At 69.0% G+C, this 17,257-nt stretch carries 19 protein-coding genes; 10 read left to right on the top strand and 9 right to left on the bottom strand.

What is annotated here, in order from left to right; all coding sequences use genetic code 11:
* Positions 1–62 precede the first annotated feature (62 nt).
* Positions 63–1,370: a cytochrome P450 gene (locus ABQE89_RS09465; protein ID WP_448416166.1), complete on the bottom strand. Its 1,308-nt coding sequence runs from the start codon at positions 1,368–1,370 to the stop codon at positions 63–65.
* A 120-nt stretch (positions 1,371–1,490) separates the two neighbouring features.
* Here ABQE89_RS09465 and ABQE89_RS09460 point away from each other — a divergent pair, with 120 nt between their 5' ends.
* A complete protein-coding gene (locus ABQE89_RS09460) occupies positions 1,491–2,123 on the top strand; it encodes a TetR/AcrR family transcriptional regulator (RefSeq protein WP_448416062.1) in 633 nt (210 codons plus the stop codon).
* Here ABQE89_RS09460 and ABQE89_RS09455 read toward each other — a convergent pair.
* Positions 2,120–2,689 (bottom strand): TetR/AcrR family transcriptional regulator, encoded by a 570-nt coding sequence (locus ABQE89_RS09455; protein ID WP_448416061.1) that lies wholly within the window; start codon positions 2,687–2,689, stop codon positions 2,120–2,122. The two genes, ABQE89_RS09460 and ABQE89_RS09455, sit on opposite strands and share 4 nt — an antisense overlap.
* A 53-nt stretch (positions 2,690–2,742) precedes the next feature.
* Here ABQE89_RS09455 and ABQE89_RS09450 point away from each other — a divergent pair, with 53 nt between their 5' ends.
* Positions 2,743–3,390: a class I SAM-dependent methyltransferase gene (locus ABQE89_RS09450; RefSeq protein WP_448416060.1), complete on the top strand. Its 648-nt coding sequence runs from the start codon at positions 2,743–2,745 to the stop codon at positions 3,388–3,390.
* Positions 3,391–3,394: 4 nt separating this feature from the next.
* Here the strand turns inward: ABQE89_RS09450 and ABQE89_RS09445 are convergent, their stop codons facing one another.
* The 3 genes from ABQE89_RS09445 to ABQE89_RS09435 are packed head-to-tail and all read right to left on the bottom strand — an operon-like array spanning position 3,395 to position 6,421.
* Positions 3,395–4,459, bottom strand: coding sequence for an MMP endo-(1,4)-3-O-methyl-alpha-D-mannosidase (locus tag ABQE89_RS09445; RefSeq protein ID WP_448416165.1), 1,065 nt, complete (start codon positions 4,457–4,459; stop codon positions 3,395–3,397).
* 1 nt (position 4,460) lies between these two features.
* Positions 4,461–5,192 (bottom strand): class I SAM-dependent methyltransferase, encoded by a 732-nt coding sequence (locus tag ABQE89_RS09440; RefSeq protein WP_448416059.1) that lies wholly within the window; start codon positions 5,190–5,192, stop codon positions 4,461–4,463.
* The gene (locus tag ABQE89_RS09435) at positions 5,186–6,421 is read right to left on the bottom strand and encodes an MMP alpha-(1->4)-mannosyltransferase (protein WP_448416058.1); all 1,236 of its coding nucleotides are present in this window, start codon (positions 6,419–6,421) and stop codon (positions 5,186–5,188) included. The genes ABQE89_RS09440 and ABQE89_RS09435 overlap by 7 nt, the downstream gene beginning before the upstream one ends.
* A 220-nt stretch (positions 6,422–6,641) precedes the next feature.
* On the opposite strand from ABQE89_RS09435, the gene ABQE89_RS09430 reads away from it, so the two are divergent.
* Positions 6,642–7,058, top strand: a complete 417-nt coding sequence (locus ABQE89_RS09430; RefSeq protein ID WP_448416057.1) for a DUF3224 domain-containing protein — start codon at positions 6,642–6,644, stop codon at positions 7,056–7,058.
* On the opposite strand, the gene ABQE89_RS09425 is transcribed toward ABQE89_RS09430, so the two are convergent.
* Entirely contained in the window at positions 7,033–7,488 is a 456-nt protein-coding gene (locus ABQE89_RS09425) for a PPOX class F420-dependent oxidoreductase (RefSeq protein WP_448416056.1), read from the bottom strand. The genes ABQE89_RS09430 and ABQE89_RS09425 overlap by 26 nt on opposite strands.
* Before the next feature lie 69 nt (positions 7,489–7,557).
* Between ABQE89_RS09425 and ABQE89_RS09420 the strand changes: the two genes are divergently transcribed.
* Positions 7,558–7,773: a hypothetical protein gene (locus tag ABQE89_RS09420; RefSeq protein WP_448416055.1), complete on the top strand. Its 216-nt coding sequence runs from the start codon at positions 7,558–7,560 to the stop codon at positions 7,771–7,773.
* A gap of 4 nt (positions 7,774–7,777) precedes the next feature.
* On the opposite strand, the gene ABQE89_RS09415 is transcribed toward ABQE89_RS09420, so the two are convergent.
* Together ABQE89_RS09415 and ABQE89_RS09410 are read right to left on the bottom strand one after the other, a co-directional pair.
* On the bottom strand, positions 7,778–8,089 hold the full coding sequence (locus tag ABQE89_RS09415; protein ID WP_448416054.1) for a hypothetical protein: 312 nt from the start codon (positions 8,087–8,089) through the stop codon (positions 7,778–7,780).
* A gap of 7 nt (positions 8,090–8,096) precedes the next feature.
* Entirely contained in the window at positions 8,097–8,627 is a 531-nt protein-coding gene (locus ABQE89_RS09410) for a hypothetical protein (protein WP_448416053.1), read from the bottom strand.
* A gap of 170 nt (positions 8,628–8,797) precedes the next feature.
* Between ABQE89_RS09410 and ABQE89_RS09405 the strand changes: the two genes are divergently transcribed.
* The 3 genes from ABQE89_RS09405 (at position 8,798) to ABQE89_RS09395 (ending at position 11,479) form a co-directional block, all read left to right on the top strand.
* Entirely contained in the window at positions 8,798–9,097 is a 300-nt protein-coding gene (locus ABQE89_RS09405; RefSeq protein ID WP_448416052.1) for a hypothetical protein, read from the top strand.
* A 132-nt stretch (positions 9,098–9,229) separates the two neighbouring features.
* On the top strand, positions 9,230–10,624 hold the full coding sequence (locus ABQE89_RS09400; RefSeq protein WP_448416051.1) for an acyl-CoA dehydrogenase family protein: 1,395 nt from the start codon (positions 9,230–9,232) through the stop codon (positions 10,622–10,624).
* 24 nt (positions 10,625–10,648) lie between these two features.
* Positions 10,649–11,479 (top strand): DUF427 domain-containing protein, encoded by an 831-nt coding sequence (locus tag ABQE89_RS09395; protein WP_448416050.1) that lies wholly within the window; start codon positions 10,649–10,651, stop codon positions 11,477–11,479.
* Positions 11,480–11,485: 6 nt separating this feature from the next.
* Here the strand turns inward: ABQE89_RS09395 and ABQE89_RS09390 are convergent, their stop codons facing one another.
* Positions 11,486–13,882, bottom strand: coding sequence for a hypothetical protein (locus tag ABQE89_RS09390; protein WP_448416049.1), 2,397 nt, complete (start codon positions 13,880–13,882; stop codon positions 11,486–11,488).
* 80 nt (positions 13,883–13,962) lie between these two features.
* Between ABQE89_RS09390 and ABQE89_RS09385 the strand changes: the two genes are divergently transcribed.
* The 3 genes from ABQE89_RS09385 to ABQE89_RS09375 all read left to right on the top strand — a co-directional run bounded on the left by ABQE89_RS09385 (position 13,963) and on the right by ABQE89_RS09375 (position 17,250).
* Positions 13,963–15,141, top strand: a complete 1,179-nt coding sequence (locus tag ABQE89_RS09385; protein WP_448416048.1) for a zinc-dependent alcohol dehydrogenase — start codon at positions 13,963–13,965, stop codon at positions 15,139–15,141.
* Between the two features lie 85 nt (positions 15,142–15,226).
* On the top strand, positions 15,227–17,068 hold the full coding sequence (locus ABQE89_RS09380) for a hypothetical protein (RefSeq protein WP_448416047.1): 1,842 nt from the start codon (positions 15,227–15,229) through the stop codon (positions 17,066–17,068).
* Positions 17,065–17,250, top strand: coding sequence for a hypothetical protein (locus ABQE89_RS09375; RefSeq protein ID WP_448416046.1), 186 nt, complete (start codon positions 17,065–17,067; stop codon positions 17,248–17,250). Before ABQE89_RS09380 ends, ABQE89_RS09375 begins: the two co-directional genes overlap by 4 nt.
* The last annotated feature ends 7 nt before the right edge of the window (positions 17,251–17,257 follow it).

Here is a 17,257-nt window from a genome sequence, read left to right as displayed (position 1 = left end):
GAGAGGACGGTTACTGACGCGTATCGGCCGGGATCCGTCAGCAACCGTACGCTCGGCGCAATCTAGCGGCGTCGCACCACGATGCGCCCGCCGTTTCGCGGCGTGAACGCGATGCCGCGGAAGTGCACCTTCTCGTCGGGGGCGTTGTCGGTCTCGATCACGAAGTGCCGCAGGATCGTTCGCAGCACCACGTCCATCTCGACGTTGGCGAACGCGGCCCCGATGCAGCGGCGGGTTCCGCCGCCGAACGGTATCCACGCCGTGGGCGTCCTGACGTCGAGGAACCGGTAGGGGTCGAAGCGCTCGGGGTTCTCGAAGACCTCGGGGTTGTCGTGGATGTTGGCGATCGCGATCATCACGGTGTAGCCGTGCGGTATCCGCCAGTCCCCGAGGTCGAAGTGCGGCGCGAGCACATGGCGACCCGAGAAGTCGATCACCGTCCGATTGCGCTGCAGTTCCTTGAGGGTGGCCTGGCGGAACTCGCTGGCGTCGTCCTCGTTCTCGTCGACCAGTCGAGCCAGCACGTCCGGATGGCGGCGTAGCCGCTCGAAGGCCCAGCCCAGCGTCGACGCGGTGGTCTCGTGCCCGGCGCCGAGCAGCGTCAGCAGTTCGTCGGAGACGTCCTGGCGCGACATCGGGGTGCCGTCCTCGTAGGTGCTGCGCAGCAGCAACGCCAGGATGTCGGTGCGCTCCTCGAGGCGCGGGTCCGCCTCGGCCTTGTCGATCAGCTCGAAGACGGTGCGGTCGAAGTTGCGCCGGAATTCCTCGAGCCGGCCCCACGGGCTGTAGCGGCCGGTGCGAAACGGCGGTTCGGGCAGGGTGGCCATCCGCGAACCCAGCTTGGCCCACGGCGGGATGATCTCGCGCAGGTAGTCCAGTTCGAGGCCGTCGGCGCCGAAAACCGTTCGCAGGATGACGTTCAGCGTGATCCGGTTCATCGGTTCCAGCGTCGCGAACTCGCGTCCCTGCGGCCAAGTGGCCGTCTCGCGCAGGGTCTCCTCTTCGATGATCTTCTCGTAGTTCTTGATGCTCTGGCCGTGGAACGGCGGCGCCAACAGCTTGCGCCGGGCGCGGTGTTCCTTGCCGTCGAGCGCGAACACCGAACCGGGCCCGAAGATCCGGCTGAGGTTCGGTTGCACGTTGATCAGGTCGTCGGTGCTGGCCAGGAAGACACGGCGGGCCAACGCCGGGTCAGAGACCACGACACTGCGACCGAAGAACGGTACGTTGATGGAGAAGACGGGACCGTATTTGTTCACCGCGGTCTTGAGAAACCGGCGGCGAAACCCCGCCATCAGGACCATCTGCACCGGTTTTGGCAGGCGGACTGCCGGTGGCGGCTTGCCCGGAGTCGAAGGAGCCTTGACCATCGCCGCGTTCGTCACAGGAACATCACTCCCAGCCGTATTCCGGTACTACCATGTACCGGAGGTGTCCATAGCACGGTACCGGTTCGTACCAACGCGGCGCAAGGGTTCTCGGGAGGCGGCATGACCACTGCAGTCGAAGGTGCCCGCCCCGAGGGGGCGCGCGACCCACAGTCACCCGACGAAAACGACAGCTTCCGCGACCGGTTGCTCGACGGCATGACCGCCTCCATCGGGGAGCGGGGCTACCGCGACACCACGGTCGCCGACATCGTCCGGCACGCGCGCACTTCCAAACGCACCTTCTACGACCGGTTCTCCAGCAAGCAGGACTGCTTCGTCGAGTTGCTGCGCCGGAACAACGACGATTTGGTGGCCAACATCCGCGCCGGGGTGGACCCCGAGGCGGACTGGCAGCAACAGATCCGCCAGGCCGTCGCCGCTTACGTCAGCCATATCGAGTCGCGGCCCGCGATCACGCTGAGCTGGATCCGCGAGGCGCCGGCGCTGGGCGCGGTGGCCCTGCCGCTTCACCGGCAGGCCATGGACCATCTCACCGACATGGTCGTCGGTCTCACCGACAGCCCCGGCTTCCGGCGTGCCGGCCTGACGCCGGTCTCCCGCCCGCTCGCACTCATCCTGCTCGGTGGATTACGGGAACTGACAGCGCTTTTCGTCGAGGCCGGCGACGACATCCGGGGAATCGTTGAGCCCGCGATCGCGGCGGGGACCGCGATGCTCGGGGCGCGAGGCTAACTCAACAGCAGCCGCGCGGACTTCTCCAGCCGCTCGGCGATCTCGGTGTAGGACGCATATCCCATCCCGGCGCGCACCAACGCGCCGGAGTACAGCATCTCCAGTGAGTCAACGACGGCGGAGTCGGTACCGGGTTCCAGCGCGGCCGCCAACCGGTCGCGGATGTCGCGGCCGATGCGCAGGCGCAGCACCTCGACGTCGGGGTCGCGGCCCAACAGCGCGCTCGTCACCGCGCCGGCGAACTCGGGTTCGTCGGCGACCAACAGCGCGATGTGACGCAGCACCTCGACGACGCGGCCCGCCGGGTCATCCGAGGCGTGCGCGGCGGCCGGTGACGCGGCCAGCCGCCGCCAGAACACCTCGGCCACCAGATGTTCCTTGGACGAGAAGTAGGTGTAGGCGGTGGCCGCGCCCACCCCGGCCTCTGCGGCCACCCGGCGCACCGTCAGCCCGGCGAAGCCCTCCCGGTTGAGAAGCTCGACCGCGGCCCTGCCCAGGCGGTCCACGGTGTCGGCCTGCTTGGCCGTGAGTCGGCGGCGAGTGGACTCGAGCGCCGGATCGGACACGTGTCCGGACGCTACTACAACCGCCTATCACCAGCAACGGTAAGTTGACGCCCATGAGCCAGACCGCGCGCCTGTTCGCACTCGCCGACGAAGTCACCGGATTCATGCCCGCCGACGAGGGTCGCGCTCTCTACGACGCGGCGACGCGCTACCTCGGCGACGGCGTCGGCGTCGAGATCGGCACGTACTGCGGCAAATCCACGGTGCTGCTCGGGGCGGCCGCTGCGCAGACCGGCGGGGTGGTCTACACCGTCGACCACCATCACGGCTCCGAGGAACACCAACCGGGGTGGGAGTACCACGACGCGTCGATGGTCGACCCGGTCACCGGACTGTTCGACACGTTGCCGACACTGCGCCACACGCTCGACGCGGCGGGCCTCGACGACCACGTGGTGGCCGTCGTCGGTAAGTCCCCGGTGGTCGCCCGCGGTTGGCGAATGCCGTTGCGGTTGTTGTTCATCGACGGTGGCCACACCGAGGAGGCCGCACAGCGCGACTTCGACGGGTGGGCGCGCTGGGTGGACGTCGGCGGTGCGCTGGTCATCCACGACGTCTACCCGAACCCCGACGACGGTGGGCAGGCGCCGTATCACGTCTACCGGCGCGCGCTGGACACCGGCGACTTCGCGGAGGTGTCGGCCACCGGTTCGATGCGGGTGCTGGAGCGGACCTCCGGCACGGTCGGCGAGGCGCTGTAGCGGCTCAGCGATCGCTGGTGGCGCACTCGCATTCGTACTCGCGCTCGAGCCCGCGCGGCAGGTCCGCACCCCGGAAGATGCCACTGGCCGGGGTGGTCCGCGACAGCGCGTCGGCGGCCAGGATCATCGCCGCACCGGTCCAGGTGGTGCGTTCCACCGGCCAGCGCTTGCCGTCGGCGTAGACCAGACCGGTCCAGTAGGAGCCGTCCTCTTCCCGCAGATGGTGCATGGCCGCGAACTGTTCGCGGGCGCGCACCGTATCCCCGATCGCGTCCAACGCCAGGACCAGTTCACAGGTTTCGGCGCCGGTCACCCACGGCCGGTCGTCCACACAGCGGATACCGAGTCCGGGCACCACGAAGTCGTCCCAGCGCTCGTCGATGCGTTCGGCCGCGCGATGACCGCGCAGGGCGCCGCCGAGCACCGGGTAGTACCACTCCATCGACCAGCGGTCCTTGACGACGAACTTCTCCGGATGATCGGCGATCGCGTGGCCGAGCCGACCGACCGCGACCTCCCACTCCGGTTGCGGGTCGTCGAAGTAATCGGCGAGCGCCAGCGCGCACCGGATGCTGTGGTACACACTTGCGCAACCGGTCAGCAGCGCATCGGGCTCCAGCCCGTTGTCGCTTCGGGCCCAGGCGATCTCGCCGTGCTCGAGTTGCATGTCCAGCACGAAGTCGACGGCCTTGGAGACCACCGGCCACATCGCCTCGGCGAATCGCCGGTCACCGGTGGCGAGCACGTGATGCCAGACCCCGGTGGCGATGTAGGCACAGAAGTTGCTGTCGCTGTTGGCATCTTCGATGACACCCCGGCGGAACTGGATGGGCCACGACCCGTCGTCGCGCTGCGTGTCGCGGCACCACTGGAACGCGGCCCGGGCTGGTTCCCACAACCCGGCGACGGTGAGCGCCATCGCGTTCTCCACGTGGTCCCACGGATCGGTGTGGCCGCCTTCGAACCACGGGATGGCACCGGAGGATTCCTGCGTCGCGGCGATCGACTGTGCGGTCTGTCGGCACTGCGCCGGCGTCAGCACACCGGGCACCCCGGGCACGTCGATCAGGTCATCCCGCGGCAACAGGCACCTCCGGCTTCCTGAAGTAGAGGGCAACGCTCTTGCCGATCAGCGGATTGAGGGCGGACTCCGCGGTGCGCGTGGCCCACGGCCGGCTCATCATGTCCCAGACCAGCAACTTGTGGTAGGCCTTGACCGCCGGATGTTCCGGATTTTCAGTCCCGACAAGGCATTTGAGCCACCAGTACGGGGAGTGCAGGGCATGCGCATGGTGCGTGTGCGTCAGCCGCAGTCCACGCGCGAGCACCTTGGCGCGCAACTCGTCGGCCTTGTAGATGCGGATGTGACCGCCCTCGTTGGCGTGATACTCGTCGGAGAGCATCCAGCACACCTTCTCGGGTAGCCACCGTGGCACCGTGATCGCCAGCGAGCCACCGGGTTTGAGCACGCGCACCAACTCCGAGATGGCGCGGTCGTCCTCCGGGACATGCTCGAGGATCTCCGAGGCGATGACGCAGTCGAAGGTGTGGTCGGCGTACGGCAGCTCGAGTGCATCGCCCTTGACCGCCTCGGCCTTCGCCGAGGCCGGCGCCTCGCCCTCCTTCTTCATCGCCTGCAGGATCTCGTCGACGTCGTTGAGGTCGGCGGCGTTCTGATCGAAGCCGATGACATCGGCGCCGCGGCGATACGCCTCGAAGGTGTGCCTGCCCGCACCGCAGCCCACGTCGATGACCTTGGACCCCGGCCCGATGCCGAGCCGGTCGAAGTCGACGGTCAGCATTGACCGACCCGGGCGCGTGCGCGTTCGTAAACCGCAACGGTCTGCGCCGCAACGGATTCCCAGCTGAAGACGTCCAGCGCACGCCGCCTGCCGTTGGCCCCGAGGCGACGCAGTTCAAGTGGTGAGTCCAGGAGTTCGCCGAGCACCCTGGTCAGTTCGTCGACGTCGGCGGGCCGGACCAGCCGCGCACAGTCGCCGTCCTGACCGACCACCTCCGGCAGCGCACCCGCCCGGCTGGCGACGATCGGTGTCCCGCTGGCCATCGCCTCGACGGCCGGCAGCGAGAACCCCTCGTACAGCGAAGGAATGCAAGCGACTTCGGCCGACGCCAGCAGATCGGCCAGCTCGGAGTCGGACAACCCGCTGGAGCTGTGCACGATATCGGAGATGCCGAGTTCGGCCACCAGTTTCTCGGTGGGACCGTTGGGTTCGAGCTTGGCGACCAATTGCAGTTCGAGGTCGCGTTCGACCCGCAGCCGTGCGACCGCGTGCAACAGGTGGCTGACCCCCTTCAGCGGCACGTCGGCGCTGGCGATCGCGATGATGCGGTTGCGCACCCGGTTCTCCGCGGGCTTGAACAGCTCGGTGTCCACCCCGAGCGGGACGACGTGCAACTGATCCGGTGACACCGCGAAGTCTTCTTCGATGTCGGCCCCCGAGGTCGACGAGACGGTCAGCAGTTCGGGAATCTGGCGGGCGACCTGCTTCTGCATCTCGGCGAAGCCGTACCATCGGCGCACCAACGGTTTACGCCACCAGGGCGCGGCCGCCACGTCGAGGACCCGGTCGCGGGTGATCGGGTGATGCACGGTCGCCACGACGGGCAGGCCGAGTTCGGCGATCTGGAGCAGACCGGTGCCCAGACACTGGTTGTCGTGAACCACGTCGAAGTCCTCGAGCCGTTCGGCGAGCAGCCGCGCCGCGCGCAGGCTGAACGTGCGCGGTTCGGGGAATCCGGCGGTCCAGGTGGTCAGCAGCTCGAGCAGGTCGATCCGGGTCTTGATCTCGTGGGGCCACGGGATGCGGAACGGATCCGGCTCGCGGTAGAGGTCCAGGCTGGGCACCTTGGTCAGCCGCACCCGCGGGTCCAGACGGTCGGGGTAGGGCTGTCCGGAGAACACCTCGACCTGGTGACCGAGCTCGACGAGTCCGCGGGACAGATGCCGGACATAGACGCCCTGCCCGCCGCAGTGGGTCTTGCTCCGATATGACAGGAGTGCGATGCGCATGCTCAGCTCACATCGCGCATGGGTGGACAGGTCCAGGGCCGGCGAGCTGGACAAGACGTGTCACGCAAAGACTCCGAACCCTCTGGACATGTGTCCAGACTATAGTTTGACGTGCTATCGGACGCAACGCGGCCTACTGCCCTGACTACCACATTCGCCGCGGGCCGAAGCGCCCGGGCCTGCCGGTTCCCACCCACCCGAACCGGGGTAACCGCCCTTCATGAGCAGACACATCGAGGCCAGATTCGAAATCGCCAGCTGGGACGAAACGCCATTCGAGGACGGTGACGAGGCCACCAGAATGACCGAGGCCCTGGTGACCAAACGCTACGAGGGCGACATCTCGGGCACCTCGACCACCAAGTGGTTGTTGGCCTACCAAGCCGACAAGTCGGCGCTCTACGTCGGCATCGAGCACCTGACGGGGACGGTCGCCGGGATGACCGGCGGGTTGGTGCTGCTGCACGACGGTTCATTTCGCGACGGCGTCGCCCGCGCCGACCTGCGCATCGCGGCCGGCACCGGCGACCTCCGCGACGCCGCGGGCACCGGGCAGTTCCGCGCCGATCCGTCCGGGTCGCTGACGCTCGAGCTCGACGGTGTCGATACCGCTATCGCGGAGGGAAGCCGCCGGTAGCGACCGGTCCCCAGTGCCTCGGCGTGACCCGGATCAGGCATTTGTTCTGGTCGACCATCGCCTGTCGATACTCGGCCCAGTCCGGATGTTCGCCGGACACGCTGCGGAAGTAGTCGACCAGCGGTTCGACCGCATCCGGCACGTCGATCACCTCGCCGTCGCCGTCGATCTGCACATAGGGGCCGTGGAACTCATCGGAGAGCACGACGAGGCCGGCGCGTTGACGACGGCGGATGTTCACCGACTTGGCCCGCTGCGGATAGCTGGCGATCACGATGCGCCCGGCGTCGTCGACGCCGCCGGTCACCGGTGAGCTCTGCAGCGACCCGTCGGCGCGAAAAGTGGTGAGCACCATGCGATGTCGCGGCCGGATGAATTCGAGCAGCTGGGCCAGGTCGACCACGTCGGCGGTGGCGTACTTGCGGGCCATGGGACCAACCGTATCGATGTCTTTCGTCACGTGACGCCGATGTCGGTGGCACGCGCTAGCGTTTCGAACATGAGTTCCCCTAGAGAGGCGCTGATCGAAGCGCTCGACGCCATCGACGCCGGCTACGCCGCCGTCGCCGGGTATCCGGTGGAGACCCTGTCCCGCACCGAGGGCCACGCGCTGCTGACCCGGCTGGACAAACTGGAGCAGAAGGCGGGCCTGCTGCGCAGACGACTGAGCGGCCGGTTGATCGCCGTGACCCGGGAGCGCCGAATGCCCGCGTAGTGGCTCACCGGTCCGCTTTGCGCCGAAGCGTCCAGGCCGGAATCCAGTGCGTCACCGCCTTGCGGCGGGCGGCGTAGGCGATCTCGTAGGTGACCAGACCCCACCAGTAGCCCTGCTCGCAGAGGCCCCAGCAGGTGAGCCGGCCCTCGACGACCGCGTGCATCTGCAGGCCGGCCGGGTGGTAGCCGCCGGCGCGGTGCGGTTCGCGGGGAAACACCACGGCGAGGTCGACGAGCACCGTGATCGGCGGGTCGACCCGGCGAAATGGCTGCTGCACGGGCTGCCCGTGGTATCCGATGGACTGCAGCTCCCCCATGAATCGATCATACGTTCGAAAAGGGCAGCACCAACGCGAAGGGGCGCGGAAAACCCAGCCCCCGCAGCCGGGCCTCGCGCACCGCCGCCAGGTCGAGTCGGCGCACCGCTCCCGACGACGGTTCATAGCACTGCAGCGCGTCGGCGGCCCCGCCGATCAGCACCCAGTGCCGGGGAATGGCTCCCCCGACGAGCATGGCGACCGGACGCCCCGCCGACACCGCGGCCACCACGTCGGCCAGCGTGTCGTGCCTGCCCCGGAACAGCCGCCATCGGTAGGGCACCCCCACGGCGGATGCCAGCGCGGTGACGGCCCGCGCCAGTCCCGGCGGGGTGGTGCCGAGCCGACGCGGCCAGACGCAGTTCACCTCGGCGTGCACCCGGGCCTGCTCGGCCGCGAACCGGTCCGGTTCATCCAGCAGCGCGCGCCGGGTCGGGTCGAGCAGCGCGCCGGCCACCACCGCGACCGTCGGGCCGCACGTGACGCCGTCGCGCTGGCGCAACCGCCGCCGAGCGAAGTCCAGCCGAGCGAGATCCATCAGCCAATTCCACCGCCCTGTCGTGGGCCAAGCGCCAAATTCCTGCCACCTGTCAACCAATTTCTGCCAACGGAATTAAACCGGCTGACCTCCGGGTTTACCAGATCATCTGCACACGAACCGCGACGCAAGCCACGGCTCGAAAGACGAAGAAAAGAAGAGGCACGATGATGAGGAAGTTTGGATTCGCCCCCGTCGCCGCGAGTGCACTGGTCGCCGTTGCCATCGGGCTGGCCGCCCCCGCCTTCGCCGCCCCCGGCGGCCCCGGCAACGCCCAGGACACCATTAGCGACCTGGAGTCGCAGGGCTACAACGTGGTGGTCAACCGCATCGGCGACACCCCGCTGGCTCAGGCCAGCGTGGTCGCGGTGCGGTCAGGCCAGACCTACTCCCGCACCGACCGCAGCGGTCCGGGCGACGACCCTTACACCAAGGTGCTCAACCGGACGGTCTACGTCGACGTGAAGTAGCGCCCGGCAACCAACTCCCGGAATAGACAGGCCCTCGCGATGTCCTCCCCCCGCACGCATCGCGAGGGCCTGTCGAGTTTGGGGCCAGAAGTCGGTTTCACAACGGCCGTGGGCGGCTAATTCAACTGGGCGATGACCTTCGACATCACCCCGACCGCCGCCCAGCACGACCTCGCCCGGCGCACTCACGAGTTCGCCGCCGACGTGGTGCGCCCGGTGGCCGCCGAGTACGACCGGCGCCAGGAGTTTCCGTGGCCGGTCCTCGAAGAGGCCGCCACCCAGGGGTTCTACAGTCCGCTGTTCTACCGCGACCTGATCGGCGATCCCACCGGGCTGTCGCTGCCGATGTTCATGGAGGAGCTGTTCTGGGGGTGCGCAGGCATCGGCCTGGCGGTGGTGATGCCCGCACTGGCGCTGTCGGCGATCGGGCAGGCCGCCACACCCGAACAGATGCTGCAGTGGGCCCCGGAATGCTTCGGCACACCAGGCGATCTCAAGCTTGCCGCGCTGGCGATCTCCGAGCCCGAGGGCGGCAGCGACGTGCGCAACCTGCGCACCCGCGCCCGCCGCACCGGCCCCGGGGCGGACGCGGACTGGATCATCGACGGTCACAAGATGTGGATCGGCAATGGCGGCATCGCCGATGTGCATGTGGTCAACGCCGTCGTCGACGAGGAACTCGGGCATCGGGGGCAGGCGCTGTTCATCGTGCCCGGCGGCACCCCCGGCCTGCAGATGGTGCGCAAACTCGACAAACTGGGCTGCCGCGCCTCGCACACCGCGGAGTTGAAGTTCCACGGCGTGCGGGTACCCGCCGACCATCTGCTCGGCGGCCAGGACAAGCTCGAGCACAAGCTCGCCAGGACCCGCGAAGCGATGGCGAGCGGTGGCCGTTCGGGTTCGGCGACGCTGGGCACCTTCGAGCAGACCCGGCCGATGGTGGCCGCTCAGGCGCTCGGAATCGCCAGGGCCGCCATGGAATACGCCACCGAGTACGCCACCCGGCGGGAGGCGTTCGGCGCGCCGATCATCGACCATCAGGGGGTGGCCTTCCCGCTCGCCGATCTGGCCACCGCGCTCGACGCCGCACGGCTGTTGACCTGGCGCGCTTCCTGGATGGCGGCCACCGGCGTGCGGTTCGAGCGCGGAGAGGGCTCGATGGCGAAGCTGGCCGCCAGCGAGGTGGCCGTGCGCACCACCGAACGGGCCATCCAGACCATGGGCGGCTGGGGCTACATCACCGACCATCCGGTCGAGAAGTGGTATCGAGATGCCAAGCTGTACACCATTTTCGAGGGCACGAGCGAAATCCAGCGGATCGTGATCTCCAACGCCCTGGGCGCCGCCGAGGGCAAGCCGCCGCTGCACATCGAACTCGAACCGACCGGCGGGCCCTTCAACCGCATGTTCGGCCGCGGCACGCCGCTGCGCAGCCGGGCGGCCGAGGCGGCGCTTTCGGCCAAGGATCGCGTTCCGGCACCCATAATGCGAATGGCGATGAACGTGTTGCGTCCGCCCCGCAAGTGAACCCGCAACTGAAAGAGGTCCGCGATGGGCGTCAGGATGATGGACCTGCTCAGCGGCAGTCTCGACGCCCTGCGGTGGGAGCCCACGGCCAAACGGATCCGGGTCACGCTCGGCGGTGAACCGGTCGCCCTGACCTGCGATGCGCTGCTGGTCTGGGAGCCGCGGCGCATCGTGCCCACCTACGCGGTCCCACTGGCGGCGCTGACCGCGCAGCTCATTCCGGCCGGCGCGGAATCATTCGCCGGCGATGCCGAACTCGGCACCGCGATGCCCGACATCGGCACCGCGCGCATCCTCGATCCGACCGTGCCGTTCGCGGCGCACTCGTGCCCGGGCACCTCCTACGACGTGATCACCGGCGAGGACACCGGGCCCGCCGCGGCGTTCCGGCCCGACGACCCCGACCTCGCCGACTACGTGGTGCTCGAGTTCGACGCCTTCGAGTGGCGCGAGGAGGACGAACCGATCGTCAGCCATCCGCGCGACCCGTTCAGCCGCATCGACGTGCTGCGCAGCAGCCGCCACGTGCGCATCGAACTGGACGGCGTGCTGCTGGCCGAGTCGTCGCGGCCGATGTTGCTGTTCGAGACCAAGCTGCCGGTGCGGTTCTATCTGCCGCGCGACGACGTCGTCGCCCCGCTGGAGCGCAGCGACACCACCACGTTCTGCGCCTACAAGGGCCGCGCGTCCTACTACTCGCTACCCGACGGTCCGCGCGACGTGGCGTGGACCTACCACGAGCCACTGCACGACGCGCTGCTCGTGCGGGGCCGGGTGTGTTTCTTCGACGAGCGCGTCGACGTCGTCGTCGACGGTGAGCGCAGGCAGCGGCCCGCGACGCTGTGGAGTGACTGATCCCGCTCACAGCGCCTTCTCGGTCGGCGGTTGTGCGCCCGCGGTGTCGGTCTCGGTGCCCGCCGGCAGCAGCGCGGCCTCCAATTCGGTTACCGCATCGCGGTATTCGGCCCGCACCCAGAACCCGGAGTGGCCGCATATCGGGCTGTAGGTGCCGTCCGGTCGACGGGCCAGCGACTCGACGTCGAGCAACCGGACGTCCACGCCGTGCACTGCCGCACCGATGGCGCGGTCGGTGTCGTCGCACACCCACGACCCGATCGGATCCGTACGCGCCCACAGGTTGATCCACCGGTGCTGCTCGCGGCCGGCCAGCCGTGGCAACGCGCCGGTGCCGAAGTAGGCCGGGAAGTTTCGGGCGTACAGCCGCCGCAGCGGTGAACCGAACGTCAGCAACGCGATCCGCGCGCGGGTGGCGACGTCGTCGTACTGCAGCATGGTCGCGGCGGCGATCACCGTGCCCTGGCTGTGGGCGGCGATCACCACCCGGGTGTCCGGGTCGGCGGCCAGCTCACGCAACCGGTCGAGCAGTTCGGGCACCGTGCGCTCGGCGTAGCAGGGCGGGGTCAACGGGTGGTTGGCGCGCGGCCAGAACGTCATGACGTCCCACAGCACCGCCACCACCCGGCGCATCTGCCGGTCCCGATACGCCTGCACGGCAACCAGCACCAGCGCGGTGGCCAGCGACAGGGTGATGAACACGCTCGCCCTGGTGATAGTCGGCGAGTATTCCGGCAGCGCCTCCAAGCCCGACAGATACCAGGACGCCAGCACCCCGATGACCACCACCGTCGTCGCGGCCAGCGCGCCGACCGCGCCCACCGCGAGATCGGTCAGCGAGGCCAGCGCACGAGCCCTCGCGACCTGGCGCGCCCGCGCATCGGCCGTGTCGGTGCCGGCGCCGGGATAGTCGACGAGCACCGAGTGCAGTTGCGCCTTGGACCTTTTCGGAAGCACCCGCCGCCACACCAACAACCCGGCCGCGACCGCGACCACGATCATCACCACCACCGCCAGGGCCACCCACAGGTACGGCGGCGGCACGATCAGCGGGGCGCCCGCGGCCAACGCCTCCGCCTTGGCCTCGAAGCTCGCGGTGCCGCTGCCGAGCACCGCGGCGCGGTTCTCGAGCTCGCCTCGCGCCTCGGCCGTCGACACCACCGCGTCCCCGAGCACCTGCGCCGTCAACAACCCCACGCCCACGCTGAACGCGCCGCCGAGCAGCCAGGCCATCAACGCCACGAACGGGGCGGTGAACCCACCGAGCGTCGGACGCCACGCCGGGGCCGGCCGCTCAGCGCCCGGCGCCGCGCACCTCACCACCGCGACGCACCCGAACAGCAGCCCCAACAACGCCACCTGCGCGCCGAGCACCACGTAGATGGCGCCGCGCAGCGCGGGCAGGTGCGAGGGCGCGGCGGGATAGTCGACCGTCGCGCAGACCACCCAGACCAGCGAGGCGATCAGCAGCCCCACCGAAAGCCAGCGCAACAGCAGCAGCGGACGGGTCAGCCAGTCCGCACCGGTTCCGCCGCGCGCGGTCGCCCGGTTCCACGCCGTGGTCGCCACGGCGACGGCCAGCAACACGACGTCGGCCACCAACAGGGTCACGCCGGTCATGCGGTCGGCGGCCGTCGAGGCGGAGCGCACCGGCGCCGCGACCGTCAGCGCCGCCAGCCCCGCGGTCCACGCCATCACGTGACAGGTCCGCAACCGCGCCACCGACGGGTCCGCGCACCAGAACGTGTCCGACTCCAGCGGCACCTCGTCGGCGGTCACCGCGGGGTCCGGCGGCCGTCCGACGACGCGGGTGTTCTCCTGCCCCAGCCGCCACAGCACCGCGATCATCACCACAAGCGGCACCGCGCCGAGCGCCACCTGGGTGCCGCGCGGCAACGACGCGAGGAACGACAGCGGCGCCCACCGCGACGCGCACTGGTCCAGACCCGCGCACTGCCACACCATCAGGTCCATCACCGCGACGGCGGCTGCCAGCATCAGGGTCAACGTGAACGACAGCGCGATCAGCCTCAGCAGCGCCACCGCCACCGCGCAGGAACGCCGCCGGCGCCCCGCGGGCGGAAGCATCCAGTGCGCGAGGTTGACCAGGATGAACGGCAGGAACAGCAGCCACACCGCGCGACTGGCCTGCCCAGACGTCAACCCACCCCAGGAATAGGCCTCCGTCACCCGTCGCCATGCCGACCGCGGCCCACCGGGCGACGCGGACGCCCCCGACGCGTCCTCGAGCCACTGCTGGCGCCGGAAGAAACCCGCGGACTTGTCGCCTGCGACCTGCGTGAGGAATTCGGCGGGACAGCCCAGCAGCGCTTCGGGCGGTGTCCCCGACACCCCGTGCACCCGCAATTCGACGACGGTCCCCGCGGTTTGCATGTCGGCCATCTGCCAATGGTCACCCCAGGTTTGGCGATCGCCGCAGTGGGCACGCCACAACAGACCACGAAACTTCGAGGAGGACACCGATGCGCGCCGTGACCTGGCAGGGCCGACGAAATGTCTCCGTAGACAACGTGCCCGACCCGATCATCAAGGAACCCGGCGACGCCATCATCCGCGTCACGAGCACCAACATCTGCGGATCGGATCTTCACCTGTACGAGGTGCTCGGCGCGTTCATGAGTCCCGGCGACATCCTCGGCCACGAGGCGATGGGCGTCGTCGAAGAAGTCGGCCGCGAGGTCGACGGCCTGAAAGTCGGCGACCGCGTGGTGATTCCGTTCAACATCTCTTGTGGGCAGTGCTTCATGTGCGGGCAGGGACTGCAGAGCCAGTGCGAGACGACGCAGAACCGCGACCAGGGCACGGGCGCCGCACTGTTCGGCTATTCCAAGCTCTACGGTGAGGTCGCCGGTGGTCAGGCGGAGTACCTGCGGGTGCCGCACGCCTCCTACACCCACATCAAGGTGCCCGAGGACGGGCCCGACGATCGCTACGTCTACCTGTCCGACGTGCTGCCCACCGCGTGGCAGGCCGTCGAGTACGCCGAGGTGCCCGACGGCGGCACGCTGGTGGTGTTGGGTCTGGGCCCGATCGGCGCGATGGCCTGTCGCATCGCCTCGCACCGCAAGGGGTGCCGGGTGATCGGGGTGGACCTGGTCGACGAACGGCTCACCCTCGCCCGGGACTGGTGCACCGAGGTCATCGACCTGCGCCACGAGGACGCCGACGAGGTGGTGCGCGGCCACACCGACGGTCGCGGCGCCGACGCGGTGATCGACGCGGTCGGGATGGAGGCGCACGGGTCGCCGATCGCCGAAGCCGCCCAGACCGCCGCCGGCTTCCTGCCGTCGCCGGTGGGCCGGCTGGTGATGAAGCAGGCGGGGGTGGACCGGCTGGCGGCGTTGAACTCCGCGATCTCGCTGGTGCGCAGGGGCGGCACCATCTCGCTGTCGGGTGTGTACGGCGGCGCGGCCGACCCGATCAACCTGATGACGCTGTTCGACAAGCAGATTCAGCTGCGGATGGGTCAGGCCAACGTCAAGCGGTGGGTATCCGACATCATGCCGCTGCTGACCGCCGAGGACCCGCTCGGCGTGCAGGGTTTCGCCACCCACCGGCTGCCGTTGCAGGCCGCGCCCGAGGCTTACGAGAAGTTCCAGAAGAAGCAGGACGGCATGGTCAAGGTGGTGTTGACCCCGTAATGGTGAAACCTGTTTCGCGCCGAGCCGTTGTGGCTACATTACTTCCGAGTAAGAAACGTCCCTCCCGACCTCGCAGGTGGAGCAGATGACCGGTACTCGAGACGTAACGCTGCTGGCACAGGACGAGGGCGGCGGCGCCGCGCTCAACGAGATCATCGGCCTTTCGGTCGTCGCGGTGATCGTCAGCGTCCTGCTGTTGTGGATCGGTTGGCTGCACCGCAGCCACAAGATCGACTGGCTGGCCGCACTGGCCGACTGGTCGGGGCGCAGGTTCAAGCGTCCGGCGTGGGTGGCGTTGCCGATCGCGGTCTTCATCGCCTCGATCATCTGCGCCCTGTTCGGCTTCATCTGGGACGTGAGCCTGCACATCGGCAACGGCCGCGACGACGGCGCGCTGGCCAACCCGGCGCACTACTTCATCCTCATCGGGTTGTTCGGCATCTTCGTCGCGGGCGGCACCGCGATGGTGCTGCCCCGAGGCGAAGCAGAACGGCCCGGGCCCGCTGCGGTGCGCATCACCGACAACTGGTACGCCCCGGTCGGCGGCATCGTGATGGCGGGGTGCGGGCTGTACGCGCTGATGGGCTTCCCGCTCGACGACATCTGGCACCGCATCTTCGGTCAGGACGTGACCCTTTGGGGGCCAACTCATCTGATGATGATCGGCGGTGCCGGGTTCTCCACGCTGGCGGCCGCCTACCTGGAATTGGAGGGCAAGCGGGCAGCGCCTCCGGACGCGCCGCGCGACGGTGTCTTCCTCAAGTTCGTCCAGTACCTGGCGTTCGCAGGCGTTCTGATCGGCATGTCGGTCTACCAGATCGAGTTCGACTTCGGCGTGCCCCAGTTCCGGCAGGCGTTCCAGCCGATGCTGATCGCCGCCGCGGGCGCACTGGCGCTCGTCGCGGCCAGGATCTTCCTCGGCCGAGGCGCGGCACTGCTGGCCGCGCTGATCGCCATCGGCCTGCGCGGCATCGTCGCCCTGTTGGTGGCCCCGGTCCTCGATGCCCCGGCCAACTGGTTCCCGCTGTACCTCGGGGCCGCCGTCGTGGTCGAACTGATCGCGCTGACCCCGCTGTTCAAGCGCCCGGTGCTGTTCGGGGCGGTCGCCGGCCTCGGTGTCGGCACGGTCGGCCTCTGGCTGGAATCGCTGTGGATCAACGCCGTCTACCCGCATCCGTGGCCCGCCAGCCTGTGGCCGGAGGCGCTCGCGATGGCGGTGCCGGTGGCGATCCTCACCGGCGCGTGCGGCGCGATGATCGGCATGGTGCTGACCGGTGCGCGGCTACCGAGTCGCGCGCTCGGCGTCGGTCTTGTCGCACTCACCGTGTTGGTCATCGGCGGCGCCGCCGCCAACGGCCTGCGCTACCAGGTGCCCGAAAACGTCGACGCCACAGTCACTCTCACCGAGGCGCCCAGTATCGGCGGGCAGCGGATGGTCACCGCCGACGTGCAGTTCCAGCCGGCCGACGTGATCAGCGACGATCCCAACTGGGTGTCGGTGCTGGGCTGGCAGGGCGGCCTGGCCAATCAGAGCGGCATCTTCATCGACCACCTGGAGAACGTCGGTCCCGGCCACTTCCGGTCTACGGAACCGATGCCGGTGTCGGGCACCTGGAAGACGCTGCTGCGCGTGCACGACGGCAAGACCCTGGCCGCGGTGCCGATCTACCTGGCGGGTGATCCGGGCATCGGCGCAGAGGAGGTGCCCGCCGAGGCGTCGATGACGCGGCCGCTGGTCTCCGAGATCACGATCCTGCAACGCGAACGCAGCCCGGACATTCCGCAGTCGCTGTGGCTGATCGGCTGTCTGGTGGTGCTGTTTTGCACGCTGGCCATGGTGGCGGGAGTCACCTGGGGCGCCGGGCGCATCGACAACAGCGAACCGACCGACCGCCAGGCCGAACTGCGTCCCACGGCACAGGCATGACGGCCCGACCCGACGTCGCCGTCCTGGCCGACCACTCGGTTTGGCTGGCCGTGCCCGCCTTCGCTCCCGCGATCGTGGTGGCCGGGGTGGTGGTCTACATCGCGGTGAGAAACCGGCGCACCCCGGGTACCGCGAAAGGTAGCGGCGTGACAAGCAAGGATGAGCACCGTGACACTTCATAGAACAGTC

Source organism: Mycolicibacterium sp. XJ1819, assembly GCF_053483675.1.
The sequence above is the reverse complement of the archived record's forward strand: the minus strand, read 5'-3'. Positions and strand labels throughout refer to the sequence as shown.

Coding starts and splice junctions, on each gene's coding strand:
- ABQE89_RS09465 (WP_448416166.1), bottom strand. CDS start 1,370: ATGGTCAAGGCTCCTTCGACTCCGGGCAAGCCGCCACCGGCAGTCCGC.
- ABQE89_RS09460 (WP_448416062.1), top strand. CDS start 1,491: ATGACCACTGCAGTCGAAGGTGCCCGCCCCGAGGGGGCGCGCGACCCA.
- ABQE89_RS09450 (WP_448416060.1), top strand. CDS start 2,743: ATGAGCCAGACCGCGCGCCTGTTCGCACTCGCCGACGAAGTCACCGGA.
- ABQE89_RS09440 (WP_448416059.1), bottom strand. CDS start 5,192: ATGCTGACCGTCGACTTCGACCGGCTCGGCATCGGGCCGGGGTCCAAG.
- ABQE89_RS09435 (WP_448416058.1), bottom strand. CDS start 6,421: ATGCGCATCGCACTCCTGTCATATCGGAGCAAGACCCACTGCGGCGGG.
- ABQE89_RS09430 (WP_448416057.1), top strand. CDS start 6,642: ATGAGCAGACACATCGAGGCCAGATTCGAAATCGCCAGCTGGGACGAA.
- ABQE89_RS09425 (WP_448416056.1), bottom strand. CDS start 7,488: ATGGCCCGCAAGTACGCCACCGCCGACGTGGTCGACCTGGCCCAGCTG.
- ABQE89_RS09420 (WP_448416055.1), top strand. CDS start 7,558: ATGAGTTCCCCTAGAGAGGCGCTGATCGAAGCGCTCGACGCCATCGAC.
- ABQE89_RS09415 (WP_448416054.1), bottom strand. CDS start 8,089: ATGGGGGAGCTGCAGTCCATCGGATACCACGGGCAGCCCGTGCAGCAG.
- ABQE89_RS09410 (WP_448416053.1), bottom strand. CDS start 8,627: ATGGATCTCGCTCGGCTGGACTTCGCTCGGCGGCGGTTGCGCCAGCGC.
- ABQE89_RS09405 (WP_448416052.1), top strand. CDS start 8,798: ATGAGGAAGTTTGGATTCGCCCCCGTCGCCGCGAGTGCACTGGTCGCC.
- ABQE89_RS09400 (WP_448416051.1), top strand. CDS start 9,230: ATGACCTTCGACATCACCCCGACCGCCGCCCAGCACGACCTCGCCCGG.
- ABQE89_RS09395 (WP_448416050.1), top strand. CDS start 10,649: ATGGGCGTCAGGATGATGGACCTGCTCAGCGGCAGTCTCGACGCCCTG.
- ABQE89_RS09390 (WP_448416049.1), bottom strand. CDS start 13,882: ATGGCCGACATGCAAACCGCGGGGACCGTCGTCGAATTGCGGGTGCAC.
- ABQE89_RS09385 (WP_448416048.1), top strand. CDS start 13,963: ATGCGCGCCGTGACCTGGCAGGGCCGACGAAATGTCTCCGTAGACAAC.
- ABQE89_RS09380 (WP_448416047.1), top strand. CDS start 15,227: ATGACCGGTACTCGAGACGTAACGCTGCTGGCACAGGACGAGGGCGGC.
- ABQE89_RS09375 (WP_448416046.1), top strand. CDS start 17,065: ATGACGGCCCGACCCGACGTCGCCGTCCTGGCCGACCACTCGGTTTGG.